A 19491-nucleotide genomic window follows, 5' to 3' on the forward strand; every position below is an offset into this window, starting at 1 on the left:
CGGGCCGGACCGCTGCGCGCGGGCAGCGATTACCAGTGCAGTCCCGGAATCTTGTTCGTGAAGCGCGCGGCCGGGCCGGGCAGGCCCATGAGCGGCTGCACGATCGGCGCGAGCAGCAGCAGCGGGCTGCGCGATTCCGGCTTGTCCGAAGCGTTTTCGGCCACCGCCGCCGGATCGGGCTTGGCCGCCTTGGACTCTCCGAACATCTTGAAGCCCTGCGACAGAATGGCCTTCTTCACCGATGGCATCACGGTGTCCACCAGCTGCGCGAAAGTGCCGATGGGCGTATCGATCCGGCTGGGCCGGTGTTCGAGGGCCCGCACCACCAGATCGGCCGCCTGCTCCGGCGAATGCACCGGAATGGATTTGTACAGATCGGTCGGCGCGATCATCGGCGTGCGCACCAGCGGCATCCGCACCGAGGTGAAAGTGATTCCGGCATCGGCGTTCTCGACCGCCGCGATCTCGCTGAAATTATCCAGCGCGGACTTGCTCGCCACGTACGCGGCGAACCGCGGCACCTTGGTCTGCACCGCGATGGAGGAGATATTGACGAAGTGCCCGAACCGGCGCTCGCGCATGGACGGCAGCAGCGCGAGGATCAGCCGCACCGCGCCGAAGTAGTTGACCGCCATGGTGCGCTCGAAATCGTGCATGCGGTCGGTGGAATTGGCCACCGCGCGGCGAATGGAGCGGCCCGCGTTGTTCACCACGAAATCGACATGCCCATGATCGGCGAGCACCTGCTTGACCAGCAACTCCACCGACTTCTCATCGGTGATATCGCAGGTGTACGCCTGTGCCGCACCGCTTTCCGCGCGCACCGCCACGGCCGCGGCCTCCAGATCCTCCGGTGTGCGCGCCACCATCAGCACGGTGGCCCCGCGCTTGGCGACCGCGTGCGCGGTGGCCAGGCCGATACCGGAGGATGCGCCGGTGACCAGCACGATGCGCCCGGACAGCTTCTCCCGGCCGCGGCGGGCGCGATCGGGATCCAGATTGTGCTCCCAGTAGCTCCACAGCTTGGCCGCGTAGCTGTCGAACGCGGGCACGGTGATCCCGCTGCCGCGCAACTGCGCCCGGGTGAAGTCGGAGGAGAAGTTCGATTCGAACGCGGTATGCGGTGCCACCTCGGCGGGAATCCCCAGCCGCTCCAATACGAAATCGCGCACCGCGGGCACGCCCGGCAGTTCGCCGAGCGCATGCAGGGCGGTATGGCTGCCGGGCACCGGCCCGATCCCGGTGGGTGCTCCGGCCGCGCGGGCCAGCGCCGCGTAGATCTTGCCGAACGGCTGCGGTTCGGGATTGGTGAGGTGGAAGGTGCGCCCGATCAGGCCGGGCTTGTTGATCAACTCGACCATCGCCGCGGCGACATAATCCACCGGCACGATATTGGTCGCGCCCAGATCGGGCAGTGGCACCGGCAGTTCCGAGGGCAGTGCGGCGAGTCCGGCAATGGCGGGGAAGAAGTAGTACGGACCGTCGATCTTATCCATTTCGCCGGTGCGGGAATCGCCGACCACAATTGCGGGTCGATAAACGCGCCAGCGCAGGTCGCGGGACTCCCGGACCAGTTTCTCGGCTTCGAATTTGGTGCGGTGATAAGGCGACTCGAGGCGCTGTCCGAGATCGAAATCGTCTTCGAAGAATTTGCCCTGGTGATCACCGGCGACCGCGACGGAGGAAACGTGATGCATTACCGCGCCGATGGCGGTGGCGAGTGCGACGACCGAACGCGTACCGCTCACATTGGCGGCGTAGGTGCTGTCCTCGTCGGCGGTCATGTCATAGACCGCGCCGAGGTGGATGACGTGATCGGCGTGCGGCGCCTCGAACGCGCCGTCGATGTCCAGCAGCCCGAGGCCGGGGGCGGTGAGGTCACCGACCAGCGGGAACACTCGATCTTCGGCATCCCAGCCCTGAGCCATCTCGCGCAGCTTGGCGACCGACGCCTCGCGAACCAGTGCGTGGATGACAGCCTGGGGGTCGCGCTCCAGCAGTCCGGCGATCACTCGCCGGCCGAGGAATCCGGTGCCGCCCGTCACGATGTAGGAAACCATCGCCCCTCCTAAATACGAACTTGTTGGTGCTCAACGTTGTTCGTCCGACATGCGTCGGTGGATGTGGACGAGAGAATGCGGCCCCGTAGCAGAATGTCGGGCCGAGGTAGGAACACCATCGTGCCTAACTGATGGGTAACTTTACGGCCCGCTCATAGACGCTTCAACCAAAACGGCGTTTTCCGGCGTGTGGGACTGGTCACCCGGTGGCAATTCGAGTTTTTGTGTGTGACAACGGGTTTGATGTAACTCCCGGACGCAGCTGGCAATTCGATGGCAACTGGTCAAGTGTCCTGTGTGGCCCGTCACTCGAATTCCGAACCGCGCGACTAGCCCAGTCGGTAGGTGTCGAAGGCATTACCGCGGTAGAAGAACTCGGCTTCCTGGTCGGTGGCGTCGGTGCCGACCAGATGGTCGACGGTGGCCAGCAGATCGGCGTAGCTGCCGGCCATCGTGTCGATGGGCATATTCGAGCCGAACATGAGCCGCCGCCAGCCCCACAGCTGCACGCTCGATTCGAGCCAGTACTCCAGGGTCTGCCAGGACAGATCCGGGCAGATCATGCCGAGTCCGGAGAGTTTGCACAGCCACTGGGTTTCCTTGGCGGCCAGCGAGAGCGCGTTATGCCAGGCGGCGCGGTCGTCCTCGGTGGTGCCCTGGGGCAGGCCGAGATGTTCGAGCACGACGCGCAGCTGCGGATAGCCCGCGAGGAAGTCGATCCAGTCGAGCATATCGTGCGGATGCGCGACCAGATCGAAGACGCCGTCGCGATCCTGGAGCCAGGCGGCGATGGTCTCGGCGGCCGGGGTATTGGGGTGCAGGCCGCTGAATACCCGCAGCCCGCGAAAGTTCGGGCTCTGCGCCTGCCGGTCCAGATGCGCCAGCAACTCCGTCTCGGGCAGGGCTGGATCAGCCGATCCGATGATCGCCACGGGCCGCCCGGCGGTGGCGGCGATTCCGTCGATCCAGCGGCCCTCGTCGAGATAGGCGTGCGGTGCCGTGGTGGCCGAGATGTGCACCAGCCCCGCGATCTCGACCCCGGCCGCGCGCTCGTAGTCGGCGAGTAGGAAATCGTTCGCCAGCTCGGGTGCGCCTGCGGCCGTGCCGAATTCACGCAACCGCGGATACCAGTCGTTGGCCGTGGGGTGCCACAGGTGCAGGTGCGCGTCGACTATCGGGATGGTGGGCATGGTGGCGTCTCCTTCACTGCATGGTGATGCCGCCGCTGACGCTGATCAGCTGGCCGGTGAGATAACTGGCTTCCGGGCTCGCCAGCCAGGCGATGAGGGCGGCGACCTCATCCGGGCGACCCAGACGTTTGAGGGGGATGGCCTTGCGCAGGGCTTCGAGGTGGCCGGGGTGATCGGCCATGGCGCGGTCGACCATATGGCCCTCGATGGGGCCGGGACAGACCACGTTCACGGTGACCTGGTGCCGCGCCACTTCGCGGGCGAGCGATTTGGCGAAGCCGAACAGTCCGGACTTGGATGCGGCGTAGGCGGATTCACCCGCCGCACCCGCCCGCGCGCCATCGGAGGAGACGAAGACGATGCGCGCCCCGTCCGCGTCCTGGAGCGCCGGGAGCAGGTGCTGGGTGAGCTGCATGGGACCGCGCAGGTTGACCTGGTGCATGAGATCCCAGTGCGCGACGGCGCTGTCCAGGAACGGCTCCACAATGGCCGCGCCCGCACACTGCACCAGCGTCGAGACGCGCCCGCGTACCGCCCGCGCCGCCGCCTCGATACTGTCTGGATCGGTCAGATCGAGGTGCAGCGCAACGGCTTTCGGGCCGAGTTCGGCGGCGAGCGCGGTGGCGGCGTCCAGATCGATATCGGCGATGACCACCTCGCGCCCGGACGCGGCGAGCCGGCGCGCGACCGCGCGGCCGATATCGCCCGCACCGCCCGTCACGAGCGCGCCGGTAGCGCTGTCGCCGTCACCCACTGCCTCACCCGTCCGTCCATGAATGCTCCGCAATCCATGAATAGTCGTTCAGCGACTGATTTGCGACACAACTCCGGCAATCGGCTGTGGAATTCCTGTGCGCGAGAGCCTACCGACGCGTCGGTATGTCCGGCAGTCGCCGGGGCGCGGCCTGCCGGCGCAGTGCCGGGGCGACCGGGCGGCCGGTGAGGAATCCGTCGACGCTGCCGTGCTCCAACGCTTTTCGGTAGACGATGGCGGCCTCGCGGCAGGCGTCGACGGTGTGATCGATATCGGCGTCGGTATGCGCGGCAGAGGTGACGAAGGACTGGCCGAGCACACCGCGTTCCAGGAGTTCCTGGAGGAAGAGCGTGCGATAGGGCTGGGAGGGATTGCCCTCGGGATCCTTGGTGAGGAAGACCAGGCAGGAGGACCGGCCACGCACCTGAAGGTGGTCGGCGATACCGATTTCGGCGGCGACCGCGTTCACACCCTCGGCGAGGCGGCGGCCCGCGTGCTCCATGCGGCCGATGGGATCGGTGCTGCGGTACGCCTCGACCACGGCGCGAAAAGCGGCCAGGGAGGCCGTTTCCGGGCCGTGCGTGGTGGAGAGCAGGAAGACGCGATCGGCGTCGGTGCGCAGCCCGCCCAGTTCCATATATTCGCGTTTGCCCGCGAGCGCGGACAGCGGGAAGCCGTTGGCCATGGCCTTACCCCAGCAGGACAGATCCGGCCGGACGCCGTAGAGCTGTTGTCCGCCACCGGGAGACCAGCGGAAGCCGGTGATCATCTCATCGAAGATGAGCAGCGCGCCGTGCCGATCGCACAGTGCCCGAACGCCTTCCAGGAAGCCGAGTGCGGGTTCGGCCAGGGCCGTGGCCTGTTCGAGGATGACGCAGGCGATATCCTCGGATTCGAGCACCTCGGCGAGTGATCCGAGGTCGTTGTAGCGGAACTGCACAGTCGGGGAAGCCGGTATGCCCGCGGACATTTCGGTGATGCCGATGAACCAGTCGTCCACCGAGAAGAACGGCTGATCGCAGACCGCCACGGTCTCGCGGCCGGTGACCGCGCGCGCCAATCGCACCGCCGCGGTGGTGGTGTCGGAGCCGTTCTTTGCGAACTTCACCATATCGGCGTGCGGTACCAGGCTCAGGAAATCCTGTGCCGCAAGCAATTCCAGCTCGGTGGGGCGAGAGAAATTGACTCCGTGCGCGATGGTGCGGGTCACCGCCTCCACCACCGGCGGATAGCCGTGCCCGAGAGTGACCGACCGCAATCCCATGCCGTATTCGACGTATTCGTTGCCGTCGCAGTCCCAGACCCGAGCCCCGTACCCGCGCAACAGAATCGGCGCTTTGCCCTCCGGATACTGATCGGCCCCGCGCGCGTAGGTGTGCGCCCCGCCCGGCACCAGCCGATGTAGCCGGTCCTGGACGTCGTTGCTGCGAGTGAATTCAGGCATACGTTCCTCCTGCGGCGCGCCAACGGGTTTCGCTCAGTGTGGCCGCGAACGCGGGGGTCGCGCGGGCGGATGCGGTGATCTCGAACTCGGCCGCGCGCACCCGGGCGGCATCGGCGTATTTACCGCGCAGTTCCTGATCGGTGATGAGGGTGTCCAGGGCGCGGGTCAACTGGGGGCGACTACCCGGATCCACCAGCAGCCCGTTGCGTCCGGGCTCGATGAGCTGTTCGGTTCCGGCCGGGCGGGTGGCGATCACCGCGCATCCCGCCCGCATCGCCTCCCACACCACGCGCCGGAACGGTTCCGGCCGCAATGAGCACTGTACGAGGATATCGGCATGGCGCAGATAGGGTTCCAGATCCTCGACCCGTTCGGTGAAGGTCACCGGCAGGTCCAGCGCCGTGGCGTGCACCTCGAGTTCGGCGAGATAGGTCTCGTCCCCGGGAGACATCCCGCCAATCAGGAAGACCTCGCGCGGCAGCACCCGGGCTCCGGCGAGCGCGCGCAGGAACAGATCCTGCCCCTTCTCCGGTGCGAGCCGCCCGACCACGGCGATGACGGTCTGCGCGGCAGGCCGCTGTTCACTGCTGAAGGATTCATCCATGGTCGCCTCACCCCCGGGCTTGTCCCTGAATACGCGGTACAGGCCCCGACGCCCGTGCAGCGCAAGTCTAAATGCTGTCGGCCGGGAGCGCGCCGCACGCGTGGGTTACGGTGAGCGGCAGAAGGTAGCCGGTCGGAGGTAGTGGGTCGTGGCGAGGACACTCGCGCAGGGGCAGACATTCGCGGGCTATGTGATCGAGCGGCAGCTCGGGGTCGGCGGAATGGGCGAGGTGTATCTGGCCCGGGATCGGGACCTGCCGCGCCTGGTCGCGTTGAAACTGCTCAGCCCGCATGTGGCGGACGATCCGGAGGTGCGGGCGCGATTCCTGCGCGAGGCCGATACCGCTGCACGCCTGGCACATCCGAATATCGTCGCGGTGTACGCGCGCGGGCGCACCGAGGACCGGCTCTGGATGGCCATGCAGTACGTCGAGGGCACCGATGTGGCGGCGGTACTGCGGGACGGGCCGCTGCGGCCGGATCACGCGGTGCGGATTCTGGGGGAGACGGCGCGGGCGCTCGATCACGCGCATCGGGCCGGAGTGCTGCATCGCGATGTCAAGCCCGCCAATATCCTGCTGGCCTGGGGACCGGATCAGCGAGTGTTCTTGGCGGACTTCGGAATCGCGAAGGCGTTGGATCAAACCAGTGCGCTGACGCGGACGGGGGAGATGTACGCGAGTTTCCAGTACGCGTCACCGGAACAGTTCGAACTGCGCACGGATATGGATCAGCGCTCGGATGTGTATGCGCTCGGGTGCACGCTCTATCACATGCTCACGGGGGAGCTGCCGTATCCGGGCGGCAGCACCGCGCAGTTGGTGAACGGTCACCTGAACGGAAGAATTCCGCGCCCGAGTGAGCGAAACCCCGGTGTGCCAATGGCTTTCGATCAGGTGATCGCGCGGGCGCTGGCCAAGAATCGTGACGATCGATATGCGAGCTGCGGTGAATTCGCGGCGGCGGCCGCCCAGGCATCGAGCGCCACCACCCAGGGCGGGGCGCCTTGGACTCCGCCGGTCATGGCGACTCCGCCCTCGGCATATCCGGCCGTGAGTTTCGGAACCACCCGGACCGGAGTGGAAGCGACGCAATTGCGGGACGCCTCGTCGTTCCCGATACCGGCACCTCCGATGAGTCCGGCACCTGCTCCCCGGCGGCGGATTCGGAAGCGCCTGATCCTCGCGGGTGTCGCCGGATTGATCATCGCGGCGGGCCTCGGGCTCGGATTAGGCAGTGGCGCATTGCATTTCACGATAGGCGCGGGTTCGACGCCCGGTGCCTCGGATCCGGGTGGCGTGCCCACCGACGCCACCCGTGAAGGTGCGATCAAGGCGGCATGCGACTACGGAATTCTCATGTCGACCTACGACTACAGCGACGGTGAAGGCTGGCAGACGAAGGTCGTGAACGGCGCTACGGGGGCATGGAAGTCTCAGGCGCAGTCATTGCTCCCCACCGTTCGGCTGCTGCTGGAAGCGGATTCCGAGCACACTCGTGGCACGGACGCCAAGTGCACGGTTACGTCCGGGGGCGCCACGCACTATGAGTTGGCGGCGGATATCACGCAGATCAACTCGACCAAAGGCAAAGCCGATACGACCAACCATCAGAACATCACGCTGTCTATGGATTACGTGGATGGGAAATGGTTGTGTGGCAGGTTGGTTAGTCCGCTGTTCCCCTCGTGAGGGAAATGGTGGTAATTCTGAATAACCTTATATCACAACGGAATTAGGCTTTGTGGGTCTGTTTTTCGGGAGTAGAATAGAGGCATGAACTCAGGGGAGAACATCGCAATCACGGACAGTGCACACGCACTCTCCGCTGCGATCGATTCCCTTGTTTCTCAGCCGCTTATTCCCGTGTCGGACAACGACATTGTCGAATTGATGCAGCAGATCGAAACCGCCACCCGCAAACTCGACGCGATGAAACTCGATTTGGTCGTGCAGACCTGCTCACGGTCGCTGCCCAAGCGCGCCGGAGCAGGCAGCGTGGCGCTGTTCCTGCAAGACACACTGCGGATTTCGCACGGGGACGCGCTGAATCGCTGGCACTGCGCCGAGCAAGCCGCGATCTGGCCGCGCATCGGAGACAATGCCGAAGTGTCGACCCCTGCTCCGGTGCTGCCGAACACCGCACTCGCGCAGGAAGAAGGCGCGATCGGTCTCGACCATGTGCGCGTGATCCGGCAGGTCATGGACCGGCTGCCCAACAAGGTCACCGCGGAAGACCGCGCACTCGCCGAAGAACACCTGGCCCGGCATGCCCGTGCGTTGAACCCGAACCAGCTCCCCAAAATCGGTGACCGGATCCTGGGCCACCTCGATCCCGATGGCACCCTCACCGACGACACCGACCGTGCTCGTATGCGCAGCATGCGGTTGAGCCCCCAGGGCTTCGACCTGATGTCCACCATGACCGTGGTCCTGACCCCCGAAGCCCGCGCCGCGATGGATGCGGTGCTGGCCAAGCTCGCGCGCCCCGGCCTGTGCAACCCGGCCGACCCCGAAAGCCCGTTCGTGGTGGACGAGAACCTCGACCCCGAGGTGGTAAAGGCTGCGGCCGACCGGGATACGCGCACGACCGTGCAGCGTCAGCACGATGCACTGTTCGCGCTCCTGCACCCCGACTTCAACCCTGCCCACCTGGGCTCACACCGGGGCCTGCCCGTCACCACAATCCTGACCATGTCCATCACCGATGTGGAGCGCGCGGCCGGAGTGGCCACCACCGCCACGGGTGGGACCGTGCCGGTCGAGGTCGCGTTGGAAATGGCTGCGCGCAAGAGCAAGACGTTCTCCGTCGTCACCGACGCCAACGCCATGCCCTTGCACATCGGGGAAGCACGCCTTGCCAACCCGGCCCAGCGCATGGCGCTCATCGCCACCGAACGTGGCTGCACCCGCCCCGGCTGCACCGCACCCGCAAGCATGGCCGCTGTCCACCATGTCACCGAGTACATCAAGGGCGGACCCACCGATATCGAAAATCTCACCCTGGCGTGCGATCACTGCCACGCTCTGGTGAACGACACTCCGACCGGGTGGACCACGATCAAGCTCGGTAAGGATTCGGCCTTCGCGGGCCGCACCGCGTGGATTGCGCCCGCGCACATCGACCCGACCCGGACACCGAAGGTGAACCACCTTCATCACCCGGACGAGTTGATGGCTACCGCACCGGCGGCCCCGCCGCTGCCCGCTCGCCCGCCCCGGGCGTGTGCTTCGAAGCGGATGCGCCAGGCGCGACCGTGGGTATTGCCTCGCCCGGCTTGCCCAGCCCGGCAATAGGTTCCACCACCACCTGTATCCACCGTCAGGAACCCTCCTGCCGGTCCTACAGGCATGTCCGCATCTCAAAAGGGTGCCCCGCACCTACCGAAGGGTGCACTTCTGCTGTTCCAGCCCTCCCGCAGTCCAGGCAAAGAAGCAGTGCTGGGCACGTCGCCTGCCGTACCCGACTTGCTCTCCCGCAACCCACGCCCGCACCTCACGCACCCGACGGGGTGACTGGCTGTGGTCACCTCCCAAGACCAAAGAACCAAGCCGCCCAAGTGTTTTGGTTCTTGTTCTTGTTCTTGTTCTTTTCTTGTCCGGGCGTCTTTTTCTCTTGTTCTTTTAGTCTTTTGTCTTTAACCGTGTTGTCCTCGAACCAACTTGGGCTCGGAGGTGTATGGCTCTCCCGGGGGACAGACTGGAGGACCAATGCCCGCCGTACCGAGAGCGCTCGCGCTCCTGGCCATATCCGCCATAGCGGTCGCCTTGGCGGCCGGGATCACCGCCGCTGATCCGACCTCGCTTCAGGAGCGTTTGCAGATCGGTCTGGACGAGACCATCGCGGGCGGAAGCGTCCCGGGCGCTCAGTTGGTGCTGACCGACGGCGACCGGGTGCTCCAGATCAACAGCGGCGTAGGCGATCTCGGAACCAACGCACCATTTCCGGACAACGCGCAGGTACGGATCGCCAGTAACACAAAAGTTTTCGTGTCGTCGGTGCTGCTGCAACTCGTCGGCGAGGGAAAGGTTGACCTGGATGCCCCGGTGGAGCGCTACCTGCCCGGTGTAGTGCACGCCCCCGGTGGTGATGGGAATGTCATTACTATTCGAAATCTGTTGCAGCACAACAGCGGTATTCCGGACTACCTGACCGATCTGGATCTGTCGTCGGTAGCGGCGCTGCAACAGCCCAAGCCGATCGGCGATCTGATCGCGATGGGCATGGCGAAGGAGAAGAACTTCGAGCCGGGAGCTCGCTCCGAGTACTCGAATACGAATTATCTGATCGCGGGCCAGGTGGTGGAGCGCGTCACCGGACTGCCGGTGGGAGTGGAGGTGACGCGGCGCATTTTGATTCCGCTCGGGCTGACCAGTACCTACTGGCCGCTGTATCCGGCGGAACAGGTGATTCGCGGCCCGCACGCGCGCGCCTATGACGGCTTCGGTGGCGGCCTCGTCGATATCACCGACATCGACCCCGGCTGGGGCCTGCCCGATGGCGCGATGGTGTCCAGCGGCGCGGATTTGAATCGCTTCTTCATGGCATTGCTCCAGGCGCGCGTGGTCGGCGCGAACGAACTGGCACAGATGCAACGCACTGTCCCGAGCGGGGATTGGCGCAGGTCCGAGGATTTCGGCCTGGGACTTTTCCATTGGACCACCTCGTGCGGAATCCAAGCCTGGGGCCACGGCGGGACAATCAACGGCACCTTCGTGTACGGCGGCGCGACCGCGGAGCGTTCGGTCACGGTGAGCATGAATCAGATTCCCGATATTCTCGGCGCGCGGGAGCGGAATATCGATCTGGACGACGTCGTCGACGCCGGACTGTGTGCTCCGATGTGATCTCTGTGTGCCCTCCGAGGTGAAATCGAGCGGATGACAGGTACATACGATAGATTCGCTCCGTTCATGTGCTTGGCAGGGCGAGCAGAGCGAGTGCGGGGAATTGAAGATACTGGTCGAGAACGGCGAGTATGGGTTACACAATCGCGGTGACATAGCCACTATGGTCATGACGGTGCATCGGTTGCGGGAGCTCTGGCCGCACGCCCGAATCGGCATGCTCACCGAGCAACCGCGAGTGCTGCGAACGGTGCTTCCGGACACCGAACCCGTACACGCCGGTGGCGGATGGCAGTGGGGCAGGAGCGGTTTCGCCGGACAGCTGGAGCAGCTGGCCGGTGCGAAGCTGACCGGGCCCGCGACCTTGAAATGGCGGGACGCCACCGAAGCCCCGCTGCGGCAGCTGCGCGGTGTCGGCAGCCGATTGCGCGCCGAGACGCAGGCATTCATCGGCAGGGATCGCACCGCCTCGGCCGGAATGCCCCCGTTGCCACCGGTTCCGGCCGCGGTCGGCGAGGCGGATCTGGTGATCGCGCAGGGTGGCGGGTATATCGCCGACGCCGATCCCTATCAGGCGCATCGCACCCTCAATCTGCTGGAATACGCGCAGGCCCTGGGCATTCCGAATGTGCTGCTCGGGCAGGGACTCGGGCCGATCCGCGATCCCGAACTGCTGCGCCGGGCGGCGGCGGTACTGCCGGGCGCGGATTTCATCGGCCTGCGCGAAGGCGTACGCGGTCCGAAGCTGCTGGCCGAGCTCGGTGTCTCCGCCGATCGTTTCGAGGTCACCGGCGACGATGCCATCGAATTCTCCTATCGCATGCGGCGGGCGGAGATCGGCGCGGATCTGGGCCTGTGCCTGCGCAATTCCGAGCACGACCGGATCGGGTACGCCGTGCGTAGCGCGGTGGATCGGGCAAGAGTTGTCCGGTTCGGTGCTACGGTCGCCCGCCCCGGCGCGGCGGAGGAGGCTGCGCGCCAGGTTTCGCGCTGTCGCGTGCTGGTCACCAGCGCTTATCACCTGGCGGTCTTCGCGCTGTCCCAGGGTATTCCGGCGGTTGCTGTAACGGCTTCGGACCATTACGACGACAAGTTCATCGGATTGGCTGATATGTTCGGCTCCGGCCTGCGGGTCGTGCGGCTGGGCGTTGACGACCCCGAATCCGTACTGCCGCAAGCGGTCCGGGAGTTGTGGGAGTTCGCGCCCGAACTGCGCGATACCCTGCAGCAGCGGGCGGTCGAACAGATCGACGCCGTTGGCGCGGGCCTGGACCGAGTGTCCGGGCTGATGCGGAAGCGGCCGGCGCCGATCCGTTAACCCGCCGCCTCAGCTCAGGGGGAACGATGGTCAACCTCTCGATCTGCGTCCCGGTCCGGAACTCCGGACGCACACTGGCCGCCACGCTGACTTCGATTCTGGAGCAGGACAATGCCTTCCAGGTGATCGTGCTGGACAACGCCAGCACCGACGACACCTTCCGGGTGGCGAATCTGCATCGGGACAGCAGAGTTCGGGTGATCCGGAATCGGGAGCCGCTACCCACGGGCGAGAACTGGAACAAGGCGGTCTCGCTGGCCACCGGCCGTCTGGTGAAGGTGGTGTGCGCGGGCGATATCCTGCTGCCGGGCGCGCTGGACAAACAGCTCGAGGTGATGGGCGATCACGGTATCGCGGTGTGCGCGTCCAAGTTCCAGGTGGTCGACGCGGCCGGTCAGGTGGAGCGCGATGGGCTCGGACTCGCGAATCTGCTGGGGCAGCGCGATTCCCGCAGCCTGATGCGCAGCATCGTGCGGCGCGGGCCATCGGAATTCGGGCCGACCGCCACGGCCATGTTCCGGCGCGCGGACTTCTCCCGGGTGGGCGGTTTCCGCGGTGATCTGGTACTGCCCATGGACGTGGATCTGCTGGCCCGGGTCAGCGCCCTCGGGCATTTCTACGGTATGGCGGAAAGCCTTGCCGCATGGCGTGATTCGCGCTTCAACCGCTGCGGTGACATCGCCACCGCCGCGAAACTCGGTGAGCTGCTGCGCTTCCAGCATCGCCTGCGGCGGGAGTATCCGCAGCTGATCGGACCCGCGACGATATTGGGCGGCGACCTGCGCCTGGCCCGCATCGCGGTGGATCGATTGCGGGCTCGGGCGGCCGCCGCCCTGCTGCGCCGACCGGAGCTGCTGCGATGAAGTTCCGGCCGGGATGGTCGAATCAGATGGTCCAGAGCGGACCGTAGGTGGTCACGCTGTCCCCATTGCTGGTGACGATCTTGACCCACGGGCGAATGGTGGTCTGGCCGAGCACACCGGTCACGGTGGCGTGGAAGCCCGACATCTGAATGAAGCCGTCCGCGCCGGAGATATCGCCGCCGGCCGCCTCGACGGTCTGGATGCCCGGGCCGAAGCCGACCGCCAATTCCACGCCCAACTGCGGAATCAGGCTGTTGACATCGACTTTCGGGTCATTACCCAGCTCCAGACCGAGGCTGGGCGTCCACCACTGGAAGCGGAGCTTGCCGTCCAGGGTGGCGGGATAACCGACCTGGTAGCCGATGGTGACGTGCCCGTTCCAGTTATCGGCGTTGGGACCGCTGATATGGAAGCCCGCTTTACCGTCGTGGAACCACTCACGACTGAGCGGATTGCCGTCCAGTGGCGGCACGAAGCTGATGTGCGTATCGGATTGGATGGCCTCGACCGTGCGCTGCTGACGGTCGAGGATGGAATTGCTGCTGTCGACGCCGGCGACCGAGGTGCTGGTCTCCATGGCCAGCCCGACGGTGAACGCGGCCGCGATGGCCAGGGTGCGCGCGATGGCACGCTGCTTGGAGCGCTTCATTGATGTTCCCACTTTTCCCTCATCAGGTATTGCTCATCTCAGCCGCCGACCCTCATCAGCGGCTGTTCCTCTCGATCACAGGTCGACCACCCACCTCCCCTCCAGCTCCGGCCACTGCGCGCGCACTTCCGGCAGTAGGTCGGGAAGGGTGAGCAGGATCCGATCCGGCCGAGCCGCGACGAGTTCGGCCGGGGAGATGATCGGAATATCTGTCCCGGGCATGCGACGGCCCTGCTTACCGGGCGAGGCATCGGCCACGGCGGTGAGCAGGCCGCGGTGCGCGCCCGCGAGATGTAGCAGCGCGACGGCCCGGGAGGCGGCACCGTAGGCGAAAACCGTGTACCCGGAGGCTTTTTCGCGCTCCAGCCAGGAGCTCAGCGCGTGCGCCTGTTCATCGGCCGCGCGCTGGAGATCGCGGACCGCGTCGGGTTTGGCATCCAACACTTCGGATTCGGCATCGAGTATCCGAGCGACGTCCGAATCCACCGGCGCACTGTCGGTTCCGTGCACCGCCGCCACGAGAATCGTTCCGCCGTACAGGCTGAACTCCCACGCGGCGGCCACCCGCATCCCCGCCGCCGCGAGCAACAGTCGCAGCGTCCGCAGGCTGTAGTACGCGAAATGCCCGTGCCGCAGTGCATTCCATTGGCCCTGGGCGACAATCGCACGCAGCGTGTGGAATTGGAGCAGTAGCACCCCGTCGGCCGCCGTCGCCGCCGCCCGCTGCGCGAAGGCCGCCCGCTGATCGGGTTCGTGCATGATGCCGAAGCAGTCGATCACCACATCGGCCGGTGTCTCGGTCACGGTGAATCCGCGCGACTCCAGCAGCGGCAGCCAGCTGCCACCGTGCGGACTGCCGAATTCCCGTACGGTGCCGCCGTTCAGCCATCCGTCGGCCTGTACGCCGGAGACGGCCGCGGCAGCCTGATCGCGCAGGGCCTGCGGTTCCACGCCGCGCGGTTCGGCGGTGACGGTGTCATCCTCGGCGAGCTGGGCCAGCCCGCAGTCCGGGCACTGATCCATGGCCAGCGGATGCATGGAAACACTATGCGCCGTCGGCGCGTCCAGCGCTGGAAAGTCGTCTGCCGCAGGCATTTTGCCGAGATCCAGCATCCGCTCCAGTCCGGCCGCCCCGCAGCCGCGGCATCCCCGCGTCGGTGCCGCGCTCATGGCACGATGGCCTGATGCGCATCGAAACCACCGAGCTCGCTGACGTGCTGGTGCTCACCCCGGACCCGTTCCGGGACGACCGCGGCCTGTTCACCCGCACCTTCGACGCCGAGGAGTTCGACGAGTACCTGGAGCGACCGGGTTTCGCGGCGAGCTTCATCCAGGATTCGCAATCGCGCTCCCATCTCGGCGTGGTGCGCGGAATGCACGGCCGGGCGGGCCGGGGTGAGGCCAAGCTGGTGCGGTGTGCGCACGGCGCGGTGCACGACGTGCTGGTCGATATCCGCCCGAACTCGCCGACCTTCGGCCGCCAGCAGGCTTTCCTGTTGGACGACAACGACTTCCGGAACCTGTTCGTACCGCCCGGCTTCCTGCACGGTTTCCAGGCCGTGAGCCCGGTCGCCGATGTCTGCTATCGCATCAACCGGCCGCACGATCCGGCCGAGGATATCGGCATCGCCTATGATGATCCGGATCTGGCGATCGAGTGGCCGCAGCCGGTCACCGTGGTCTCGGATCGCGATGCCGCCGCGAACTCCTGGCGGGACCTGCTCACCGCCTTCGGAATGTAGTCGCACTCAGGCTCCGATCCGCCGCAGTTCGTCATCGAGCACTCCGGCCTCCTTGAGAGAGGTCAGGTGTGCCAGGCGGGTGAAGCGCTGGAAGAAGGCCTCGCTGGTGAGTCCGCGCGCGGTGTATTCGCGGTACAGCTCGGCCGCGCCGTCCGGAATGCTCCAGGTCGCCTCGAAGCCGAGTTCCTCTCTGGCATAGGAGAAATCGACCCGGTACGAGCGCGGATCGGCTCCGCTCTCACCGGTGATCAGCAGCTTGGAGTCCGGCACCGCCTCGACGACCGATTGCGCGATCTCGGCGACGGTGAGGTTATTGGCCTCGGTGCCGACGTTGTAGGCGCGACAGTGAATCGCCTCCAGCGGAGCCTCGAGGCAGGTGGCGAACGCGCGCGCGATGTCCTGCGCATGCACCAGCGGCCGCCACGGCGTCCCGTCCGAGAGCACCTTCACCTCACCGGTGAGCACCGCGTAGCCGACCAGGTTGTTGAGCACGATATCGGCGCGCAGCCGGGGCGAGAATCCGAAAGCCGTGGCATTGCGCAGGAATACGGGCGAGAACCCGGAATCCGCGATCGCCGCCACATCGTCCTCGACCCGCACCTTGGATTCGGCGTACGGGGTCAGCGGGCGCAGCGGTGCGTCCTCGGTGACCAGTCCGGCTCCGGCCGCACCGTAGACCGAACAGGTGGAGGCGTACAGGAACCGCCGTACCCCGGCCGCTTTGGCCAGCCGGGCCAGCCGCACCGAGGCGTGATGGTTGATGTCGTAGGTGATCTGCGGAGCCAGCGCCCCGAGCGGGTCATTGGACAGCGCCGCCAGATGTACGACCGCGTCGAATCCGGCCAGCTGTTCGACGGTCACATCGCGCAGGTCCACCGCGATTCCGGGTGGCGGCTCCGGTGCGTCACCCAGGACGCATTCGGCGAAATAGCCGGTGTCCAAACCGGTTACCTCATGTCCGGCCGCCTGGAGCTCCGGCACCATGACCGTCCCCAGATACCCCTGATGCCCGGTGACCAGTACCCGCATGCTCATTGCCCTCCGAAAGTGATGATCGCCTTGTCCAGCAGGAAAGCCTCCGCGTGCCGGGCCCGGCACTGCACACCGCGCAGCCGGGTCAGCCCGAGAAAGGACTGTGCGTCGAACCAGTCCCGATCCCGTTGCGAGGGATAGTGTTCGAGCAGCAGTTCGGCCTTGCGCTCCGCACAGCCCTCGGGCAGCGGATGGAAGATCGAGGGCTGCGGGGTGTCGGTCTCCCACTTGAGGATCTCGTAGCCCAGTACCAGCTGATCGCGGAATTCGGTGGGCGCGAGTTCGGCCAGCAGCCGGTGATCCTGATGCGCGTCACCGCGCTGCGGCGCGAACACCAGATCTGGATCGCCGTCCCGGCGCAGCTGGGCCACCGCCCGCTTGGCGCGCTCCCAGTGCGCGGGCGCGTAGCCGTCCGGGATATCCAGAATCCGCAGATCCACCTCCGCGCCCGGGCAGAAGGCCGCCAGGGCTTGCTTCTCCTCGACCGCGCGCTCGGTGCCCGCACCGGTCAGCACCAGCGCCCGGACGCGCAGTCCGGGAACGGTATCGGCGAGTGTCAGCAGGGTGCCGCCGAGCCCGATGGCCAGATCATCGCAGTGCGCGGCCAGCAGTGCGATCTCCCGGACGGCCCCGGTATCGAGTCGGATCATGCTCTGGCTTGCTCCCACACCATCCACGGGCGATCACCCGAGTGATAGCCGGAATCGAGTTCCGCGCGTTCCTTGAAGGTGTCCGCGGGCTTCCAGAAGCCGTGGTGCTGATAGCCGTACAGCCGTCCCTGTGCCGCCAGCGCACCGCAGGCGTCCTCGACCAGATCCCCGCCGGGCGGCAGATGGTCGAAGATGTCCTGGGTGAGCACGAAATAGCCGCCGTTCTCCCAGATGGGCAGCTGTGAGACCGGGGTGATGTTCTTGACCTCGCCCGCCGCGTTCACATCCACGCAGTGAAAGGAGGACTGCGGCGGCACGATCATCATCGACGCCGCGGCCCCGGACGCCTGGAAATCACCGATCACCTTGTCCAGCGGGGCGTCGGTGAGCACATCGGCGTAGTTGGCCAGGAAGTACCGTTCACCTTCGAGGTGATCGCGCACCCGGCGCAGTCGTTCCCCGATCGGCGATTCGACCCCGGTGTCCACGAAGGTGATGGTCCAGTCGCTGATATCGGATTGCAGCAGTTCGACTTTGCCGCCGCGGATCACGAAATCGTTGGATACCGACTCCTGATAGGTCAGGAAGAAGTTCTTGATATGCGCGGCCCCGTACCCCAGGCACAGGATGAAGTCCTTGTGCCCGAAGTGCGCGTAGTACCGCATGACATGCCAGATCAGCGGGCGCGGCCCGACCATCTGCATGGGTTTGGGGATGGCGTCCTCGGAGCCGTTGCGCATGCGCATGCCGTAGCCGCCGCAGAACAGTACAACCTTCATTTCGCCGGCCTCTCAGCGTGATGCAGGGTGGGGAGCGGATACACGATCTCGCCGCCCCAATCGGTCACCCGGCTCAACTGAGCGGTGATCTCGGTTTCCAGATTCCAGGGCAGTACCAGCACGACATCGGGCTTGTCCGTGTCGATGACCTCGGGCGGATGAATGGGAATGCGGGTGCCGGGCGTGAATCGCCCGTGCTTGTACGGGTTTCGGTCCACGGTGTACGCGAGCAGGTCCGGGCGGATACCGCAGTAGTTGAGCAGGGTGTTGCCCTTACCGGGCGCTCCGTAGCCGACCACGCGCTTACCGTCGGCCCGCGCCGCGAGCAGGAAGCGCAGCAGCTCCTGGCGCACGGCCTCGGTACGCGGGCGCAGCGCGAGATAGCCTGCCACATCGTGCAATCCGGCCTCGGCCTCGAGCGCGAGCACCTCGGCGACCCGCTCGCCGGGTTCGGCGATCGCATCGGGCCGGGCCCACAGGCGCAGCGAACCGCCATGGGTGGGAAGCAGTTCCACATCCACTACCGTGAGCCCGGCGGTGGCCAGCGCCCGCTGCGCCGCCAGCACCGTGTAGTACTGGAAGTGTTCGTGATAGATGGTGTCGAACTGCCCCAGCGCCACCAGGTTCAGCGCGTGGTGCACCTCGATGGAGAGCCAGCCGTCATCGGCCAGCAGCGCCCGCAGCGACCGGGTGAAACCCAGCAGGTCCGGGATATGCGCATAAACATTGTTGGCCACAACGAGATTCGCGGGTCCGCGTTCGGCCCGCACCCGGGCTGCGAGTTCCTCGTCGAGGAAGGCGGTTTCGGTGGGCACGCCCTTCTCCCGCGCTGCCGCACCGACATTCACCGACGGTTCGATGCCCAGGCACGGGATGCCCGCGGCCACGGCGTGCTGCAGCAGGTAGCCGTCATTGCTGGCGACCTCGACCACGAACGAATCGCCGTTCAGCCCGAGCCGCTGGGTGGCCTCCTCGACGAAGAGCTTGGCGTGCTGCACCCAGCTGTCGGAATACGAAGAGTAGTAGGCGTATTCGGTGAAGGTTTCGGCCGGGGTGATCAGCGCCGGGATCTGCAGCAGCAGACAGTCCGCGCAGACCCGCAGATGCAGCGGATAGGTGGGCTCCGGCTGATCCAGCTCCGCGGCGGTCAGGAATTTCTCGCAGGGCGGTGTCGCCCCCAGATCGAGAACGCTCACCAAATTGCTGGAAGAGCACAGACGGCAGTGCACGCGAAATCCCCACCTTTCACCGATACCGACCCGGCGGCAAAGGCCGGCTGAACTGTGGTCGGCTCGGTCCGGCCTTACGTTACAACAGGTTTGGCCGCCACCGCCGGGTCTGCGGGTGACCTCCCGGCATCCGGGAAGTGGATTTCTGCGACTCGCAGAAGTCGGTAGTCGATCGGCTACCTCGCGAGTCTTGCAATTCAAGGGTTACGCGTATCTAATGTGCTCGAAACCATATGCGGCGGCCTGCGATTACGCGTTCGGGGGAGGGATGGGGGAAACAAACGGGAAACCGGTTGCGACGCTTACCGCAATCCTCCGGAAACATTGGTAG

At 66.0% G+C, this 19491-nt stretch carries 17 protein-coding genes; 6 read left to right on the forward strand and 11 right to left on the reverse strand.

Annotated features, from left to right (window positions below; all coding sequences use genetic code 11):
• Positions 1–29 precede the first annotated feature (29 nt).
• The 5 genes from AB0L82_RS10275 to AB0L82_RS10295 form a co-directional block, all read right to left on the reverse strand.
• A complete protein-coding gene (locus tag AB0L82_RS10275) occupies positions 30–2060 on the reverse strand; it encodes an SDR family oxidoreductase (protein WP_364633555.1) in 2031 nt (676 codons plus the stop codon).
• 329 nt (positions 2061–2389) lie between these two features.
• Positions 2390–3250: an amidohydrolase family protein gene (locus AB0L82_RS10280; protein ID WP_364633557.1), complete on the reverse strand. Its 861-nt coding sequence runs from the start codon at positions 3248–3250 to the stop codon at positions 2390–2392.
• A gap of 13 nt (positions 3251–3263) precedes the next feature.
• Entirely contained in the window at positions 3264–4004 is a 741-nt protein-coding gene (locus AB0L82_RS10285) for an SDR family oxidoreductase (protein WP_364633559.1), read from the reverse strand.
• Positions 4005–4113: 109 nt separating this feature from the next.
• A complete protein-coding gene (locus tag AB0L82_RS10290; RefSeq protein ID WP_364633561.1) occupies positions 4114–5448 on the reverse strand; it encodes a glutamate-1-semialdehyde 2,1-aminomutase in 1335 nt (444 codons plus the stop codon).
• On the reverse strand, positions 5441–6112 hold the full coding sequence (locus AB0L82_RS10295; RefSeq protein WP_364635950.1) for a glycosyltransferase family 4 protein: 672 nt from the start codon (positions 6110–6112) through the stop codon (positions 5441–5443). The genes AB0L82_RS10290 and AB0L82_RS10295 overlap by 8 nt, the downstream gene beginning before the upstream one ends.
• 88 nt (positions 6113–6200) lie before the next feature.
• On the opposite strand from AB0L82_RS10295, the gene AB0L82_RS10300 reads away from it, so the two are divergent.
• The 5 genes from AB0L82_RS10300 to AB0L82_RS10320 all read left to right on the forward strand — a co-directional run bounded on the left by AB0L82_RS10300 (position 6201) and on the right by AB0L82_RS10320 (position 13079).
• Positions 6201–7742, forward strand: coding sequence for a serine/threonine-protein kinase (locus AB0L82_RS10300; RefSeq protein ID WP_364633563.1), 1542 nt, complete (start codon positions 6201–6203; stop codon positions 7740–7742).
• Positions 7743–7943: 201 nt separating this feature from the next.
• Positions 7944–9347 (forward strand): DUF222 domain-containing protein, encoded by a 1404-nt coding sequence (locus AB0L82_RS10305; RefSeq protein WP_364633565.1) that lies wholly within the window; start codon positions 7944–7946, stop codon positions 9345–9347.
• Between the two features lie 414 nt (positions 9348–9761).
• Positions 9762–10898: a serine hydrolase domain-containing protein gene (locus AB0L82_RS10310; RefSeq protein ID WP_364633567.1), complete on the forward strand. Its 1137-nt coding sequence runs from the start codon at positions 9762–9764 to the stop codon at positions 10896–10898.
• 103 nt (positions 10899–11001) lie between these two features.
• A complete protein-coding gene (locus AB0L82_RS10315; RefSeq protein ID WP_364633569.1) occupies positions 11002–12216 on the forward strand; it encodes a polysaccharide pyruvyl transferase family protein in 1215 nt (404 codons plus the stop codon).
• 26 nt (positions 12217–12242) lie between these two features.
• Entirely contained in the window at positions 12243–13079 is an 837-nt protein-coding gene (locus tag AB0L82_RS10320) for a glycosyltransferase (protein WP_364633571.1), read from the forward strand.
• A 22-nt stretch (positions 13080–13101) separates the two neighbouring features.
• Here AB0L82_RS10320 and AB0L82_RS10325 read toward each other — a convergent pair whose 3' ends face one another.
• Positions 13102–13728, reverse strand: coding sequence for an MspA family porin (locus AB0L82_RS10325; protein WP_364633573.1), 627 nt, complete (start codon positions 13726–13728; stop codon positions 13102–13104).
• A gap of 75 nt (positions 13729–13803) precedes the next feature.
• Positions 13804–14898 carry a methyltransferase domain-containing protein gene (locus tag AB0L82_RS10330; protein ID WP_364633575.1) on the reverse strand — a complete coding sequence of 365 codons (1095 nt, stop codon included), beginning with the start codon at positions 14896–14898 and terminating at the stop codon, positions 13804–13806.
• A 14-nt stretch (positions 14899–14912) separates the two neighbouring features.
• On the opposite strand from AB0L82_RS10330, the gene rfbC reads away from it, so the two are divergent.
• A complete protein-coding gene (rfbC, locus tag AB0L82_RS10335; RefSeq protein ID WP_364633577.1) occupies positions 14913–15470 on the forward strand; it encodes a dTDP-4-dehydrorhamnose 3,5-epimerase in 558 nt (185 codons plus the stop codon).
• A gap of 6 nt (positions 15471–15476) precedes the next feature.
• On the opposite strand, the gene AB0L82_RS10340 is transcribed toward rfbC, so the two are convergent.
• Genes AB0L82_RS10340 through AB0L82_RS10355 form a run of 4 tightly spaced genes read right to left on the reverse strand, consistent with a single transcriptional unit; the run spans position 15477 to position 19160 of the window.
• Positions 15477–16499 carry an SDR family oxidoreductase gene (locus AB0L82_RS10340; protein ID WP_364635953.1) on the reverse strand — a complete coding sequence of 341 codons (1023 nt, stop codon included), beginning with the start codon at positions 16497–16499 and terminating at the stop codon, positions 15477–15479.
• Between the two features lie 2 nt (positions 16500–16501).
• Positions 16502–17152, reverse strand: coding sequence for a PIG-L family deacetylase (locus AB0L82_RS10345; RefSeq protein ID WP_364633579.1), 651 nt, complete (start codon positions 17150–17152; stop codon positions 16502–16504).
• Positions 17149–17931 carry a glucose-1-phosphate cytidylyltransferase gene (locus tag AB0L82_RS10350; RefSeq protein ID WP_364633581.1) on the reverse strand — a complete coding sequence of 261 codons (783 nt, stop codon included), beginning with the start codon at positions 17929–17931 and terminating at the stop codon, positions 17149–17151. Before AB0L82_RS10350 ends, AB0L82_RS10345 begins: the two co-directional genes overlap by 4 nt.
• Positions 17928–19160: a class I SAM-dependent methyltransferase gene (locus AB0L82_RS10355; protein WP_364633583.1), complete on the reverse strand. Its 1233-nt coding sequence runs from the start codon at positions 19158–19160 to the stop codon at positions 17928–17930. Before AB0L82_RS10355 ends, AB0L82_RS10350 begins: the two co-directional genes overlap by 4 nt.
• Between the last annotated feature and the right edge of the window lie 331 nt (positions 19161–19491).

This window comes from Nocardia sp. NPDC052001 (assembly GCF_040680615.1).
In the GTDB taxonomy this organism is placed as follows: Bacteria; Actinomycetota; Actinomycetes; order Mycobacteriales; family Mycobacteriaceae; genus Nocardia.

What these genes read in the sequence shown, in the direction of transcription:
- AB0L82_RS10275 (WP_364633555.1), bottom strand. Translation starts at nt 2,060, where the DNA reads ATGGTTTCCTACATCGTGACGGGCGGCACCGGATTCCTCGGCCGGCGA.
- AB0L82_RS10280 (WP_364633557.1), bottom strand. Translation starts at nt 3,250, where the DNA reads ATGCCCACCATCCCGATAGTCGACGCGCACCTGCACCTGTGGCACCCC.
- AB0L82_RS10290 (WP_364633561.1), bottom strand. Translation starts at nt 5,448, where the DNA reads ATGCCTGAATTCACTCGCAGCAACGACGTCCAGGACCGGCTACATCGG.
- AB0L82_RS10305 (WP_364633565.1), top strand. Translation starts at nt 7,944, where the DNA reads ATGCAGCAGATCGAAACCGCCACCCGCAAACTCGACGCGATGAAACTC.
- AB0L82_RS10310 (WP_364633567.1), top strand. Translation starts at nt 9,762, where the DNA reads ATGCCCGCCGTACCGAGAGCGCTCGCGCTCCTGGCCATATCCGCCATA.
- AB0L82_RS10320 (WP_364633571.1), top strand. Translation starts at nt 12,243, where the DNA reads ATGGTCAACCTCTCGATCTGCGTCCCGGTCCGGAACTCCGGACGCACA.
- AB0L82_RS10325 (WP_364633573.1), bottom strand. Translation starts at nt 13,728, where the DNA reads ATGAAGCGCTCCAAGCAGCGTGCCATCGCGCGCACCCTGGCCATCGCG.
- AB0L82_RS10330 (WP_364633575.1), bottom strand. Translation starts at nt 14,898, where the DNA reads ATGAGCGCGGCACCGACGCGGGGATGCCGCGGCTGCGGGGCGGCCGGA.
- rfbC (WP_364633577.1), top strand. Translation starts at nt 14,913, where the DNA reads ATGCGCATCGAAACCACCGAGCTCGCTGACGTGCTGGTGCTCACCCCG.
- AB0L82_RS10340 (WP_364635953.1), bottom strand. Translation starts at nt 16,499, where the DNA reads ATGCGGGTACTGGTCACCGGGCATCAGGGGTATCTGGGGACGGTCATG.
- AB0L82_RS10345 (WP_364633579.1), bottom strand. Translation starts at nt 17,152, where the DNA reads ATGATCCGACTCGATACCGGGGCCGTCCGGGAGATCGCACTGCTGGCC.
- AB0L82_RS10350 (WP_364633581.1), bottom strand. Translation starts at nt 17,931, where the DNA reads ATGAAGGTTGTACTGTTCTGCGGCGGCTACGGCATGCGCATGCGCAAC.